The 13826-nt window shown below is 68.6% G+C and carries 14 protein-coding genes; 5 read left to right on the forward strand and 9 right to left on the reverse strand.

Annotated features, from left to right (window positions below):
* The first annotated feature begins 173 nt into the window (after nucleotides 1-173).
* Nucleotides 174-689, forward strand: a complete 516-nt coding sequence (gene bldD / locus ABD231_RS05990) for a transcriptional regulator BldD (RefSeq protein ID WP_132412303.1) — start codon at nucleotides 174-176, stop codon at nucleotides 687-689.
* A gap of 270 nt (nucleotides 690-959) precedes the next feature.
* Here bldD and nusB read toward each other — a convergent pair whose 3' ends face one another.
* Nucleotides 960-1370 (reverse strand): transcription antitermination factor NusB, encoded by a 411-nt coding sequence (nusB, locus tag ABD231_RS05995; RefSeq protein ID WP_344146240.1) that lies wholly within the window; start codon nucleotides 1368-1370, stop codon nucleotides 960-962.
* A gap of 9 nt (nucleotides 1371-1379) precedes the next feature.
* Nucleotides 1380-1943, reverse strand: coding sequence for an elongation factor P (gene efp / locus ABD231_RS06000; RefSeq protein WP_344146243.1), 564 nt, complete (start codon nucleotides 1941-1943; stop codon nucleotides 1380-1382).
* A 129-nt stretch (nucleotides 1944-2072) separates the two neighbouring features.
* Between efp and ABD231_RS06005 the strand changes: the two genes are divergently transcribed.
* Nucleotides 2073-2870, forward strand: coding sequence for a hypothetical protein (locus ABD231_RS06005; RefSeq protein ID WP_344146246.1), 798 nt, complete (start codon nucleotides 2073-2075; stop codon nucleotides 2868-2870).
* Here the strand turns inward: ABD231_RS06005 and fxlM are convergent.
* Together fxlM and ABD231_RS06015 are read right to left on the reverse strand one after the other, a co-directional pair.
* Nucleotides 2836-3669, reverse strand: a complete 834-nt coding sequence (gene fxlM / locus ABD231_RS06010) for a methyltransferase, FxLD system (RefSeq protein WP_344146249.1) — start codon at nucleotides 3667-3669, stop codon at nucleotides 2836-2838. The genes ABD231_RS06005 and fxlM overlap by 35 nt on opposite strands.
* A gap of 2 nt (nucleotides 3670-3671) precedes the next feature.
* Nucleotides 3672-4169 (reverse strand): MarR family winged helix-turn-helix transcriptional regulator, encoded by a 498-nt coding sequence (locus ABD231_RS06015; RefSeq protein WP_344146252.1) that lies wholly within the window; start codon nucleotides 4167-4169, stop codon nucleotides 3672-3674.
* A 72-nt stretch (nucleotides 4170-4241) separates the two neighbouring features.
* Here ABD231_RS06015 and ABD231_RS06020 point away from each other — a divergent pair, with 72 nt between their 5' ends.
* From ABD231_RS06020 to ABD231_RS06030, 3 genes are all read left to right on the forward strand, one after another.
* Nucleotides 4242-5150: an EamA family transporter gene (locus ABD231_RS06020; protein ID WP_344146255.1), complete on the forward strand. Its 909-nt coding sequence runs from the start codon at nucleotides 4242-4244 to the stop codon at nucleotides 5148-5150.
* A 2-nt stretch (nucleotides 5151-5152) separates the two neighbouring features.
* Nucleotides 5153-5782, forward strand: a complete 630-nt coding sequence (locus tag ABD231_RS06025) for an NAD(P)-dependent oxidoreductase (protein WP_344146258.1) — start codon at nucleotides 5153-5155, stop codon at nucleotides 5780-5782.
* Nucleotides 5783-5855: 73 nt separating this feature from the next.
* Nucleotides 5856-7190 (forward strand): COG1470 family protein, encoded by a 1335-nt coding sequence (locus ABD231_RS06030; RefSeq protein WP_344146261.1) that lies wholly within the window; start codon nucleotides 5856-5858, stop codon nucleotides 7188-7190.
* 48 nt (nucleotides 7191-7238) lie between these two features.
* On the opposite strand, the gene hrpB is transcribed toward ABD231_RS06030, so the two are convergent.
* Genes hrpB through ABD231_RS06055 form a run of 5 tightly spaced genes read right to left on the reverse strand, consistent with a single transcriptional unit; the run spans nucleotide 7239 to nucleotide 13825 of the window.
* The gene (hrpB, locus tag ABD231_RS06035; protein ID WP_344146264.1) at nucleotides 7239-9743 is read right to left on the reverse strand and encodes an ATP-dependent helicase HrpB; all 2505 of its coding nucleotides are present in this window, start codon (nucleotides 9741-9743) and stop codon (nucleotides 7239-7241) included.
* Nucleotides 9744-9767: 24 nt separating this feature from the next.
* Nucleotides 9768-10925 carry a zinc ribbon domain-containing protein gene (locus ABD231_RS06040; protein WP_344146267.1) on the reverse strand — a complete coding sequence of 386 codons (1158 nt, stop codon included), beginning with the start codon at nucleotides 10923-10925 and terminating at the stop codon, nucleotides 9768-9770.
* Nucleotides 10909-11454: a phage tail protein gene (locus tag ABD231_RS06045; protein WP_344146270.1), complete on the reverse strand. Its 546-nt coding sequence runs from the start codon at nucleotides 11452-11454 to the stop codon at nucleotides 10909-10911. Before ABD231_RS06045 ends, ABD231_RS06040 begins: the two co-directional genes overlap by 17 nt.
* A 5-nt stretch (nucleotides 11455-11459) precedes the next feature.
* Nucleotides 11460-13406, reverse strand: coding sequence for a putative baseplate assembly protein (locus ABD231_RS06050; RefSeq protein WP_344146273.1), 1947 nt, complete (start codon nucleotides 13404-13406; stop codon nucleotides 11460-11462).
* Nucleotides 13403-13825, reverse strand: a complete 423-nt coding sequence (locus ABD231_RS06055; protein WP_344146276.1) for a GPW/gp25 family protein — start codon at nucleotides 13823-13825, stop codon at nucleotides 13403-13405. Before ABD231_RS06055 ends, ABD231_RS06050 begins: the two co-directional genes overlap by 4 nt.
* Nucleotide 13826 lies beyond the last annotated feature (1 nt).

Below are 13826 nucleotides of genomic sequence, written 5' to 3' on the forward strand. Positions count from 1 at the left end.
GGTCTTTAAAGGACGTTCGGACCGCTTGACATGGTATCGGATGTGACACGCCGTCTTGACTCTGGCCTCTGGCCCGGAATATTGTTACTCTGTGTAACCGAGGGGGGTTTCACCATCCGGGTTCCGTTCCGGCGGTCCGGACCATAAGAAACTAGTCGGAGGGAAGAACCAGAGTGCCGAGCGAATACGCGAAGACACTGGGTGGCAAGCTACGCGCCATCCGCCAGCAGCAAGGGCTGTCGCTGCATGGCGTGGAAGAGAAGTCCAAGGGTCGCTGGAAGGCGGTAGTGGTCGGCTCGTACGAGCGGGGCGACCGTGCTGTCACCGTCCAGAAGCTTGCCGAGCTCGCCGATTTCTACGGCGTCCCGGTCGGCGAACTGCTCCCGGGTTCGGCCAAGGCGGCAGCTGCCGCGGCGGCTCCGCCCCGGTTGATCCTCGACCTGGAGGCCCTGCACCACCTGGACGCCGGCGAGGCGGGTCCGCTGACCCGTTACGCAGCCACCATCCAGGCGCAGCGGGGCGACTACAACGGCAAGGTGCTGTCGATCCGTCAGGACGACATGCGCACCCTGGCGGTCATCTACGACGAGTCGCCGACGACTCTGACCGAGCGCTTCATCTCCTGGGGAGTTCTGAACCCCGAGGCGAAGGGTGACGTCGAAGACGCAGCCGAGGCTGCCGGCGCCTGAGCGGCGTAGTGTCGGTCGGGGCTCGTAGCAGCTTGCCCGCGGCCGCCCGCTCCGCTCAACCGCAGTAACCCCGAAACACCGCAGTACCAGCACCATCAATCGGCAGGATCTCCACCTCACCTGCCGACCGAGGCCGGGGCCGTTCCCCCCGCGCCATCAGAACGGGGACGCAAGCGCCGGCCCGGGACCGTACCGAGACGGTCACCGGGCCACCGAAGAAGGAGTGTCAGAGGGCTCGCCCCCCTCATCCCTTCACATTCTTGGCTGAGCTCAGATGCCCAGCGTCGGCTTGAGCTGCAGCAGCCGGGCCAGCAGCCCGTTCACGAAGGCCGGGGACTCGTCGGTCGACAGATCCCGGGCCAGCGCCACCGCCTCGCTCACCGCGACCACGTCCGGCACCTGGTCGTCGTACAGCAGCTCGTAGGCGCCGATCCGCAGGATGTTGCGGTCCACGGCCGGCATCCGGTCCAGCGTCCAGCCCACCGAGTGCGCCGACAGCAGGTCGTCGATCGCACCGATGTTCTTCGCGACGCCCTCGACCAGTGCGACGGTGAACTCGTTCACCGGCGGGTCGTTGTCCTCGATCCGGTCAGGCAGGGTGCCGCCGACCGGCAGCCCCCTGACCTCGGACTCGAACAGGACGTCCAGTGCCCGTTTCCGGGCCTTGCTCCGGGCCGACATCGCCGCGGATCAGGACGTGACGCGGCCGAGGTAGTCGCCCGTCCGGGTGTCCACCTTGACCTTCTCGCCGGTGGTCAGGAACAGCGGCACGTTGATCGTGTACCCGGTCTCGAGCTTGGCCGGCTTGGTGCCACCGGTCGAGCGGTCGCCCTGCAGGCCGGGCTCGGTGTACTCGACGGTCAGCTCGACCGAGGCCGGGAGCTCGACGTACAGCGGGAGGTCCTCGTGGACGGCCACGATGGCGTCCTGGTTCTCCAGCAGGAAGTGCGAGGCGTCGCCGACGACCTCGGGGGTGATGTGCACCTGCTCGTAGGTGGAGCTGTCCATGAAGACGTAGGAGCCGCCGTCGTTGTACAGGTACGTCATGTCGCGCTTGTCGACGTTGGCCACCTCGACCTTGACGTCGGCGTTGAAGGTCTTGTCGACGACCTTGCCGCTCAGCACGTTCTTGAGCTTGGTGCGCATGACCGCACCGCCCTTACCGGGCTTGTGGTGCTGGAACCAGACGACAGACCACAGCTGCCCATCCAGGTTGAGCACCATGCCGTTCTTGAGGTCGTTCGTCGAAGCCACGCGGGTATACCCTTCGAAATCGATCAGCGGTAACACCGGATTGTAGCGGTCGCGGACCGTATCTTCCGACTTGCGCCACTCGCAGCGCTTACGCTGAGGTCCGGGACCTTGACCACCGGGAGGCCGGGCGTGGAATTCGCGATCTTCGTCGTGATCATGATCGTCGTCGCGATCGTGAGCGCCGCCAAGAAGCAGCGGGGGCCGGACGGCGCTCCGAGCCCGCGCGTGCAGAAGCTGATCGAGCGCATCCAGGCCCAGCAGGGCGGGAACCAGCCGATCCAGTTCCAGGGCCAGTTCACCCAGCCGCAGGGCCAGCCCGGACATGTGCAGAGCCCGCCGCCGGGGCAGATCCCCGGACAGGTGCAGGGCAGCCAGCAGGTCGCGGCCGCGCTGCAGGCGCTGATGCAGGCCGGGCGGCAGCCTGCCCGTCCTGGTGAGTGGTCGTCCCCCGGCCAGCCTCAGCAGTACCAGCCCCAGCCCTACCAGCCGGGGCCGTACCAGCCGACTTATCAGCCGCCGGCGACGTGGCAACCGGCGTACCAGCAGCCGTCGTACCAGCAGCGCGGGCCGACGCCGAAGCCGAACCTGGACGCCCGGGTGCGCGAGCTGATGCAGGCCGGCAACGAGGTGGGCGCGGTCCGGCTGCTGTCGGACGAGCGGGACCTCGGTCTGCTCGAAGCCCAGCAGTACGCGCGCAGCCTGGTCTCACCAGGCACCGCCACCGAGGCCGCTGCCGCACCGGCGGCGGAAGAAGAGTCGCGGTACGTCGGTTCGGCGGCGTTCGCGGAGTCGATCTTCAACCTGGACCCGGAGGAGGACACCTGGGCCAGCGGCTGGGTGGACACTCCGGAGCCGGAGGACCGCAGCGACATCGACGAGCTCTGGCAGACCGTCAGGAACCCGCCCCGGCCAACCGGCGCACCGTAAAGATGTGATGCCGCCGGACCAGGTGGAATCCCGGCGGCACCTCGGCACCGACCCGATGCGCCTGCACCGACAACGCAGCGCCCTGCCACACAGCCAACTCCGGTACGTCGTCCTCCGGGTGCGCACCGACGCCCTGCATGTTCACGAACCCGCACATCACGGCAGACGAGCTCTCCAGATGTCCACCGACCTCCTCGAACGCGATGGCTCGTGTCTGCCTTCCCAACTGCAGCGGCACGACGATGCGCCCGCCCGGCCGCAGTTGGTCGACCCATGCCGGCGGGATGTCCCAGGCGGTCGCTGTCACGACAATCCGGTCGTACGGCGCGTTGCCGGGTGCACCAAATTCGCCGTCCGCCTGGATGACGTGGACATCGTCGTACCCGGCTCGTAGTAGTCCTTCGCGAGCCCGCCCGACCACATCCGGGTCGATGTCGACTGTGGTCACCTGTCCGGCCGGTCCGGTCAGCTCACGCAGCAGTGCGGCGTTGTAGCCGCCAGAACCTATCTCCAGAACGTGGTCCCCCGGCCGGATCGCGGCCTGCTCGAGCATGACCGCGATGATGCTTGGCTGCGACACCGAGCTGATGACCATGCCTTCGGCGTCGCGTTTCATCAGCACCACGTCGTCGGCGTACGCGATCCGGAGTGGCACGCGCGGGACGAACAGGTGTCGTGGGACTGCCCGGAAGGCGTCGGCCACCCGCTCGTCCCGGATGGCGCCCTCGGCGATCAGGTGCCGAGTGAGCCGCGCGCGCAGCGAGACAGCCCGTCCTGGGGTGTCCCTGCGCGCAGTCATGGTCAGTCCGTTCTGTCGCCGAGCGCTTCGAGCAGCGTCCGCAGAGTGTCCGCCAACTGCTCGCGCTCGGCTTTGGAGAGTGCGGCGAGCAGAGTCTCTTCGGTCTGCAGATGCCCCGGCAGGACATCGTCGATCAGCCGGAGTCCCTCGGCGGTGAGTGTCACCTGCACGCCGCGCCCGTCGGTCTCACTGGGCGTGCGGGTGACCAGACCGCGCGCCTCCAGGCGGTCCAGCCGCTGGGTGATCGCCCCAGAGGTAACCATCGACGACCGCATCAGACCGGCCGGCGTGAGGCGGTGCTCGGAGTTGCTCCGGCGCAGTGTCGCCAGCACGTCGAACGATGCCGAGTCCAAGTCGTGCCGGGCGAAGTTCCGCCGGAGCTCGGTGTCGGCCACCTGGGCCAGTCGCTTGAGCCGGCCAACCACGGCCATCGGTGAGGCGTCCAGGTCCGGGCGCTGCTCACCCCACTGCTCGAGGATCAGGTCGACGTGATCGGGCATGGCTCCAGAGTAGTCCAGATTGCTTAGCGCTGAGCTATTGAATCTATCTTAGCGCTGAGCTACTTTATCTTAGTGCTAAACAATCGACTGGCTCTCCTTCTCGTCACAGCGATCACGCCGATCCTGTGGGGTACGACGTACCTGGTCACGACGGAACTGCTTCCGCAGAACCGCCCGCTGCTCGCCGCCGTCATCCGCGCGCTGCCGGCCGGCCTGCTGCTGATCGCGATCACCCGGACGCTGCCCCGCGGCAACTGGTGGTGGCGCTCCCTCGTGCTGGGCACGCTGAACATCGGCGCCTTCTTCGCCCTGCTGTTTGTCGGCGCCTACCGGCTCCCCGGCGGCGTCGCCGCCACGGTCGGTGCGATCCAGCCGCTCGTGGTGATGATGCTGTCGACCGGTCTGCTCAAAGAGCGGCTCTCGACGCGGAAGGTGCTGGCTGCGATCGCCGGAGTCTTCGGAGTGAGCCTGCTGGTGCTGCGGGCGGATGCGAGGCTCGACACCTGGGGCGTGCTCGCGGCACTCGGTGGTGCGGTCGTGATGGCGTTCGGCGTCGTACTGAGCAAGCGCTGGACGTCTCCCGCTCCTCTGCTAGCCACCACTGGCTGGCAGCTCGTGGCCGGCGGCCTGGTCCTGCTCCCGGTCGCCTACCTGGTCGAAGGCGCACCCCCGGCCCATCTGACCCTCGCGAACGTCGGCGGCTACGCCTACCTGACCATCATCGGCTCAGCACTGGCCTACGCCCTCTGGTTCCGTGGACTGCGCGCCCTGGGCCCGACCGACGCGACCTTCCTCGGCCTACTCAGCCCAGTGGTCGCCACCCTGCTCGGCTGGCTAGTACTGGACCAGCGCCTCTCCACCGCCCAGCTAGTCGGCGGTCTGATCGTCCTGGTCGCTCTGACCACCGCCCAGCTCCGCAAGCGCGAGCGCCCAGTTCAGCCCAGCACTCCGGTGCTCCTAGCGACTTCTGGAAGGTGCTGACCATGCGCATCCTCGTCTTCGGCGCCACGGGCGCAGTCGGCACCCGCGTCACCCACGAAGCCGCTGACCGCGGACATCAGGTCACCGCTGTGAGCCGCACGACACCCGGCACGTTCCCATCCACCGTTCACACGCGGCAGGGCGACGCCTCTGACGCCACCGCCGTGGCAGAGCTGGCACAGGGCCACGACGTGGTCATCAGCGCGACCAGGCCCCGAGCCGGCCACGAAGGCGAGCTGGCTCACGCCACCAAGGGCCTCCTGGACGGACTGCGATCCGGCGGCCCCCGTCTCATCGTGGTGGGCGGTGCAGCCAGTCTGACGGTCCCTGGCACCGGTCGGACGCTGGTCGAGCAGCCGGACTTCCCTGCGGCGTACCGTCCGATTGCGGACGCCTGCCTTGAGCAGTTCGACCTGGTCCGGGCCTCCGCTGACGTGGACTGGACCTACGTCAGTCCCCCGGACCTCCTTGAACCAGGCGCCCGGACCGGCAACTATCGACTGGGTACCGACGAGCTGGTGGTCGCTGCGGACGGCACCTCGTCCATCTCGCTGGAGGACTTCGCCATCGCACTCGTCGACGAGGCAGAGCTGGCGGATCACCGTGGTCGCCGGTTCACAGTGGGCTACTAGGGCTATTCGGGCTGCCCGATTGGCTGCACTGCGGCTCGCTGCGCTGGGGCGCGTCTGACTCGATGCTTGATGGGTGTCTACTTCAGCGCGGTTGGATGTTGCGGAACTCGTCGTGGTGCCAGGTGTGGCGGCTCAGTGCCGGGTCACGGTGGCCAACCGCGGCTCTGTGGTCGAGGCCTACACGCTGACGCCGGTCGGCGATCTGGCCGCGTATGCGGTGATCGAACCCGCCGTGCTGTCGCTGTACCCGGACGCCGAGGGCAGCGCCACGGTGACGATCACGGTCCCCCAGGAGGCCGTCGTACAGGCCGGTGACGTGCCGTTCGGCGTACTGGTCGAGCCGAAGGAGCACCCGGCCGACACTGCGGTGCCGGAGGCCATGGTTCATGTGGAACCGTTCAGCGACCTGTCTGCGGAGCTCACACCGCGGACGTCGCACGGCTCGCGCGTCGGCCGGCACACGGTGTCGATCGACAACCGCGGCAACCAGCCGGTGACGGTGGAACTGACCGGCAAGGACCCGGACGCCGTGATGGACATCCGCTTCTCCCCCAGCACGATCGAGGTGCAGCCCGGTGCTGCCGCGTTCGCCAAGGTGAAGGCGCGGCCGCTGGACCGGATCTGGCGCGGTACGCCGAAGACGCGGCAGTTCAGCATCGTCGTCACGCAGGTGGCGCGGGGCAATCGACCCGGCGCGACCATCACCAAGGTCGAAGGCATGATGGTCCAGGACCCGATCCTGCCGTCGTGGACCGGCAAGGCGATCGTCGGCGCACTCGCCGCGGCTGCGTTGCTGACCGGCCTGTGGTTCGCCGTACTGCGGCCGTCGGTGGAGTCCGTCGCGCAGAACGCGATCGAGAAGCCGCTGGCGGCGGTGAAGAAGGAGACTGCCGTGGCGAAGGAAGTGGCGGTCAAGGCCGAGGAGAAGGCCCAGGTCGCGCAGCAGCAGTCCAATAACACCCAGAACGGCCAGAACAACCAGAACAAGGCCCAGACCGAGCGCGACAAGCAGCTGGCCGCCCAGGCCGCCGCAGCCGTCGGTACGCCGTTCGCCCAGCGCTGGCCGCTGAGTGCGAAAGCGGGCGGGTCCGATCAGGCGACGTACATCGTCCCAAAGGGCAAGATCCTGCGGATCACCGACGTGAACTTCGAGTCCCAGGGCAGCACCGGCTACCTCGACCTGCGCAAGAACAAGGAGTCGCTGGGCGGCGTCGCTCCGCAGTACTTCCGCAACATCCAGGACTACCGCTACATCGCGCCGCTGGCGATCCTGCAGCCCGGCGACAAGGTCGTCGTCCACCTGAAGTGCGACGCACCGGCGCCGGGCGCCACCATCTGCGAGAACGCGATCATGGTCGGCGGCAACCTGGTCGCCGTACCGCCGGCGAAGCCCGCCGCCACCAGCTGACCCCACTCCCCACCAGAAGCCCGGTCCTCCTCGTCGAGGGCCGGGCTTCTACTTGCGTGGCTTCACTCGCTTGGTCGGTACGGCGGCCAGCGGGTCCTCCGGCCACGGGTGGCGCGGGTAGCGCGCCCGCAGGTCAGCCCGCACCTGCGGATAGCCCTGCTTCCAGAACGACGCAAGGTCGCTAGTGATCGCGACCGGACGCCGTGCGGGCGACAGGAGGTGCAGTACGACCGGCACACGACCATCTGCGACAGCTGGAGTCGCAGTCCAGCCGAACACCTCCTGCAGCTTCACTGCGAGCACCGGCGGCTCCACACCGTCGTACACGAGCCGCACCTCGGACCCCGAGGGCACCTGCAGCTTCTCCGGTGCGAGCTCATCGAACCTGGTTGCCGCCGGCCACGGCAGCAGTCGCCGGAGTGCCGACGCCACGTCGATGCGAGCGAGATCCCGCTCAGTACCCAGCCACTCGTCGAGATTGCCCAACAGCGCTTCGTCGTCAACCGCCGGCCACGGACTGCCCAGGTGCGCATGACAGAACGCCAGCCGCTCCCGCAAAGCGACCGCAGCCTCCGACCAACGCAATACCGACAGCCCACTGCGCCGAATACCCTCACGAACCGCCGCCTGCACCAGCACCGGATCAGGCTTCGCCAAGGGCACATCGCTCAGCACAATCGCCCCCAGCGCCTCAACCCGCCGCGCCACAACCCGCCCGCCCTCCCACCGAACCTGGTCAGTCGTCGACACGAGATCACCGGCAACATCACGCGCAGTCTGCTCATCAATCGGCGCCGCCGACCGGATCCTGGCATCAGCCCGCCCAGGCGCCCGATCAGCAACCGCAATCGCCAACCAGCCGCTCGTCCTTAACGCCGACTGCTCATCCAACACAGCCCCCGTCCCACCCGCCATCTGGTACGACGCCGACTCGGCCCCCCGAACCCGCCCAATCCGATCCGGATAAGCCAGCCCCACCACCACCCCCACCTCAAGATCGTCAGGCACGCCGCCCCCTCCAGCCACCGAGCCCTCACTCCCCCCACCCACCGGCTCGGCGCTCGATGTGCCTCGGCTGAGGCGTTTGGTTTCTTCTCGCCAGCGGGCCGTCGCGCCGCGGTCGTCGCCTCGGCGGAGGGATCGCCAGCGGGCAGGTAGGTCTTCGCCGAAGTCGCGGCCCGAGTCGTCCGACAGCATCGCGACGATCTCGCGAGCCCGGTCAGCACCAACCCGCGGCGCACCGTCGAGCAACGCGCGCGCCAACCGCGGATGTGCCCCGACCGCCGCCATCCGCCGTCCGCGCTCAGTGATCCGCCCGTCGTCGTCAACGGCATCCAGACGACGCAACAAGTCAGTGGCCGCGTTCATCGCCACCGCCGGCGGCGCCTCGAGCAGCGTCAGACCAGCACCAGCAGGCGCACCCCACGCCGCGAGGTCCAGAGCGAAAGCAGCCAGATCGGCGATCGCGATCTCCGGCGCCGGATGATCGTCGAGGTGTGTGTGATCGGTAGCAGACCAGCACCGATACACCCGCCCCGGCGCCTCACGCCCCGCGCGACCCGCACGCTGCTCAGCCGACGATCGCGAAACCCGGCAAGTCACCAACGCCCCAAGACCACGCGGCTGATCAGTCCGCGGCTCCCGGGCAAGACCCGAGTCGACCACCACCCGCACCCCAGGCACAGTCAGCGAACTCTCCGCCACCGACGTCGTGACCACGATCCGCCGAGCAGCGCCCGGCGCCAACGCCCGCTCCTGTTCCGCCCTGGACTGCCGACCGAACAACGGCAGCACATTCTCGCCGGCCAGCCGCCGAGTCACCCCGTTGATCTCGCCCTCCCCCGGCACGAACACGAGGACATCCCCCTCGTTCTCCGCCAGCGCACGCCGTACGACGGCCGCAACGTGATCCAGCAGCCGCGGATCAACCCGCCCACCCGGAAGCAGCGGCACTGCGACCGGCGGCGGCGCCCACTCGACCCCTACGTCGAACAGCGCAGCCGACGCAGTGACCACCGGCGCCGAACCCAACGCACGACTCAACCTCACCGTGTCCGCCGTCGCCGACGTCGCCACGATCGCCAGGTCCTCGCGAAGATTCGCCCGAATATCAAGGCAGAACGCGAGCAGCAGATCCGCATCCAGGTGCCGCTCGTGACACTCGTCGATCACAATCGCGGCCACGCCCGGCAACTCCGGGTTCTGCTGCAAACGCCGTACCAGAAGCCCTGTCGTCACCACCTCAACCCGGACTCCACTACCGCCGCTGCGTTCACCCCGCATCGCGTAACCGATCCGCTGACCAAGCGGCTCCCCGACCAGCGTCGCCAGCCGAGCCGCAGCGGCCCGAGTGGCCATCCGCCGCGGCTCGGCGACGATGACGGTCCCCCCAAGCGCGTCGGCCAGCGCCAGCGGCAACAGCGATGTCTTCCCCGATCCGGGCGGCGCGACCAGCACCGCCGTACCGTGCGAGCGCACCGCCTCAACCGTGGCAGGCAGAACCGCCCGGACAGGCAGATCCGCCCCAGGCACCGACAAGTCAGGCAGCAGCACGCCCTGACGCTAGCCGACCGCCTGTCAGGGCTTACCGAAGAGCTCGATCTCAGCGATCGCAGTCAGCGTCGCACGGCTCGGATTGGTGCTCCGGACGACAGCGATCTGCACACCGCGCGCATCGTCGACCTTCAGCTTGAACTTCTGGTACTTCGAGCTGTCCGCGAGCCGGAACCGCTTGATCACCGGCTTGTCGCCAGTGAACACCGTGATCTCCAGCTCGGCCGGCCGCGGCCCTGCGACGAACTTCGGCGTCTGGTCCGACACCCCCGCGTAGATCCCGAACTGTGTGAGCCGAACCGGCTGCTGGAACGTGCCGGTCAGGTACGGCCCGACCACTGCGTTCTTGCCGACCCGCGGGGCTCCCCAGTACGTGTTCTTCGCGCCGTCGAACGCGAGCGCCGGCACCTGCTTGCCCACCGCTCCACTGCCCTTGATCTTCGTCAGATGCACCGGCTGCGGATCAGTCACCATGTCCTGCACCGCATGCACTGCACGCATCACCAGCGGGCGCTGGGGAAACGCGAGGATGCCGCCACCCGCCAGGAGCGCCAGTACGACGCCAATTCGCGTCGCACCGCGGAACCGGCGCCGCGCGTTGCTCGGCCGGAACCGGGTGCCCGCGGCATAGATGCGTTCGCGGCCGAGGAAGCGCCGCCACCAAGCGGTCTTCTTGATCACCTTCGCATCGACCAGGCTGAACCCGCACTTGGCGCAGAACCGCCGGGTGCCCTCGTTCGGCATCCCACAGCCGCCACAGATCCGGGAGCCGGTCGGAATGATCACCGGCGACTTGGACCGCCGCGGCATCTTCCGCTTGACCGTCTGCGGTTGCCGCGAGCCCGGCTGACGCGCAGGTTGCTGCACTTCCGGTTGCCTGGCCACTTGCTCCGGTGCGGGCACCGGGACCGGCCTCTGGGATCCAGTGATCTCCTGAGCCGGCACCGTCGTGAGCGGCGCGGTCTGCTGCGCCACTGCTGCCGCCGCGGGTTGCGCCACTACTGGTGCCTCCGCCGCGGGCTGTGCGACAGCCGGAGTCTCTTGGGGCTGTACGACGACCTGCGTCGGCACAGCACCCGGCTTCTCGACCTTCTCGCCCTCCCACTCCAGGAAGACACCGCAGCGCGCACAGAAGACAGTCCCGTCCTCGTTCTGCTCTCCACAATCACTGCACAAGATCATTGCCGACCTCCATGACCTCGATCCGGGCCGGCAGATTCGCCGGCCGTAGCGCTTCGACCACGCGGTGCACGACCGCGCCTTCTGCTTCTTGCGGCACCCGTACGACGAGTCGCGGCCGATCCGAGCCCGGTGGGGCCGACTGCGCTCGCGCGGACCACGCCGTACCGCCGGACTCCGTCACCTCGGCCTCCACCCCGCAGGCCAGCCGCAGCGTCTCGCGCAGCGCGGCGGCCGCGCCGCGGGAGCGGTGCAGCTCTACCGCGGCCGCGACCAGCAACCGCTGCCGGTCAGCCGGGATACGTGGGTCGGTGAACGCCGCTACCCAGGACCCGAGGAGCTCCACGAAGTCCTCTGGAGCCAGTGCGGGATCCAGGTACGCCGGGAAGTTGTCCAGTGTGGACACCACCGGCGCCAGCGCATCGTCGAAGACCCCGGTCAGCCGCGCCGCGAGGTCGTCCTCGGCGTACAGGCCGGGCAGGATCGCCAGCAAGGGATGGGGGTTGTGCAGACCGTCGACCAGGCCGCGCATCGGTACTACCTCCGCACCTGGATCTGGTGCTCGAACGAGAACACCAGCTCCGTCCGGGCCAGGTCGATCCGCTCGACCGGCGTCTCACTGCGCGTCCCGAGGACCGGGTCCGCCAGGTACAGCCGCACGTCCTCCACCGACTCGACACCGCGCACGCGCTGCAGGGCAGCGTGGATGTCACCGGTCTGTACGGCGCGGCCGAGTGGCCAGCCGTCTTCGCGCGGACCGCCGACCTGCGGGTGCAGCAGGCGGTAGACCGCAGAGAGCGCTGCCGGGCGTACTCGCTCCGACGACGCGTCCGCTGCTGCCGTGAGCCGGGCGACGACCGTCACCGCCCGGTAGTACGGCGGTTCGATCAGCAGGCGGGCGCCGAGCATCCGGCGCGGTTCCAGGTGTTCGGCGAGCCGCTGCAACACCTCGTCGGAGGGTCGCAGCGCACCGAAGTCGGTCTGGGCCTCCGGGTCACCAGAGAGACGCGGAATCACCAGCAGGCGAACGACATTCGGCTCACTCTCGTCCCCCGGAACACAGTGCACACGGCCGAGTTCGGGAGTCGCCTCGCGGGCGAGCAGTTCGTAGTCCTCGGCCGTGACCGCGCGCGACGCCGTACGCAGAGAGAGCGGTCCCCGCTGCATCGCGTCGGACACCTGCTCACCGTCGACGCCACCGATCGCGGGGCGCCGGTTGTCGACCTCGGACACGAACGGGAGAGAACTCTTCAGAACGCGGAGAGCGTGTGCTGCGACGTTTCCCGCGCTGCCGCCGCCGATCCGATACCGGTCGATCCGCAGTACGGCGCCCTTCGGCGGCACCGCGCCGTACGACGTGAGTGCGCCGTCGGGCTGCCGTACCGCCGGGCCGAACAGCAGTTGTCCGGTCTGTCGGTCGAGGGCGAAGTGGTGGTCCTCGGCGGTCGACGCGGCGAAGCTGTCGACCAGCGTCCATTCCTGCCAGCCGTCGTCGGTTCCGACGCGCAAGATCTCGGGATCCGCAGAGAGCGCTATCGGGCGACGCTCGAGAACGAACCGCTGACCGGCACTGCCATCGCTACGCCCGATCTCCTCGAACAGGACGGCCTCGGCGTGCTCCGCGGTCGCCGTACCGCCGATCGTCGAGGCCTCGACCGAACGCAGCTTCGGGGACTCGCTGTAGAACGGCTGATCGACGTCCGGCTCGGTCAGAACGCAACGCAGCCAGCCGGCCCGCTGCTGCGCGATCACGGACGGAACGTGGTCGCGCGGGATGTGCAGCACGATGTCGCCGGCCCGGTTGAGACCGCCGGTACCGTCGCGGTCGACCTCGCACGGGACCCAGTCCTCGCCGTTCCAGGCTTCCCAGCGCAGCGGCGGGTCCAGTGGGTCGACGCCGATTCCTTCGACCTCGCAGTCCATCCGGAGCAGGACCGCGCAGGACGGCGCTGCCTCGGTGAGACCGATGTAGAGAGCGCTCCCCGGCGTCGGCGGCTCGGGGAAACAGTCGAACCCGACACCGTCCTGCAGCTCGACGGTCCGGTCCATCGCCCCGCCACCAACGTTGCCGGTAGCAACGGTCTGCAGCGCGGTGGTCACGATCGGCAGGTCGTCGACCGTACTGAACCCGATCGCCTCGTCGTGCTCGGTGCGCAGCGTCGCAACCTCGGTACCGGCCCGGACAGTGATCGTCTCGGGCTGGGCCGCAGACAGCCAGAAGGTGACGTCGGCACGAGCCGCGACCGGCGCGAACAGCTTCACCCCGATCAGGTCCAGGAAGCGCAGGTAGTTGCGCTCCGGCACCCGGTTCAGCCGATACATCAACTGATCGACCATCGTGGCGAACGCCTCGACCAGCGTGACGCCGGGATCGGACACGTTGTGGTCGGTCCACTCCGGACAGCGCTGCTGGATCATCCGCTTGGCATCATCCACCAGCTGCTGGAACCGGCGGTCGTCGAGATTCGGCGCAGTCAAGGTCATGAGTTGGCTCCGGCGTCGATCTCGATGTGCTCGGGGATCAGGTAGAAGGGGAAGACCAGGTTCCGCGGGTTGTTGCTGCCGCGGATCGTGTAGTGCAGATCGATATAGAGCGCTCCCTCGTCGACCTGATCGAAGTGCACCTGGACGTCGAGCAGGTCGATCCGCGGCTCCCAGCGGTCCAGCGCGATCCGGACGTCGGCGACGATCTTGCCGGCCGTGGTCGCGTTCGCGGGCGCGAAGATGTGGTCCTGGATCCCGCAGCCGAACTCCGGCCGCATCGGCCGCTCACCGGGTGCGGTCCCGAGGATGAGCCGGATGCTCTCCTCGATCTCCCGGTCGGCCCGGACCAGCGCGACCCGGCCGGTCGCGTCCGTACGCAACGGGAAGGCCCAGCCGGCGCCGACGAACTCCGAGCTCACC

The sequence above is a fragment of the Kribbella yunnanensis genome (assembly GCF_039529655.1).
Taxonomy (GTDB): Bacteria; Actinomycetota; Actinomycetes; order Propionibacteriales; family Kribbellaceae; genus Kribbella; species Kribbella yunnanensis.

What these genes read in the sequence shown, in the direction of transcription:
- fxlM (WP_344146249.1), bottom strand. Translation starts at nt 3,669, where the DNA reads ATGACTGCGCGCAGGGACACCCCAGGACGGGCTGTCTCGCTGCGCGCG.
- ABD231_RS06040 (WP_344146267.1), bottom strand. Translation starts at nt 10,925, where the DNA reads ATGATCTTGTGCAGTGATTGTGGAGAGCAGAACGAGGACGGGACTGTC.
- nusB (WP_344146240.1), bottom strand. Translation starts at nt 1,370, where the DNA reads ATGTCGGCCCGGAGCAAGGCCCGGAAACGGGCACTGGACGTCCTGTTC.
- ABD231_RS06025 (WP_344146258.1), top strand. Translation starts at nt 5,153, where the DNA reads ATGCGCATCCTCGTCTTCGGCGCCACGGGCGCAGTCGGCACCCGCGTC.
- ABD231_RS06050 (WP_344146273.1), bottom strand. Translation starts at nt 13,406, where the DNA reads ATGACCTTGACTGCGCCGAATCTCGACGACCGCCGGTTCCAGCAGCTG.
- ABD231_RS06015 (WP_344146252.1), bottom strand. Translation starts at nt 4,169, where the DNA reads ATGCCCGATCACGTCGACCTGATCCTCGAGCAGTGGGGTGAGCAGCGC.
- ABD231_RS06045 (WP_344146270.1), bottom strand. Translation starts at nt 11,454, where the DNA reads ATGCGCGGCCTGGTCGACGGTCTGCACAACCCCCATCCCTTGCTGGCG.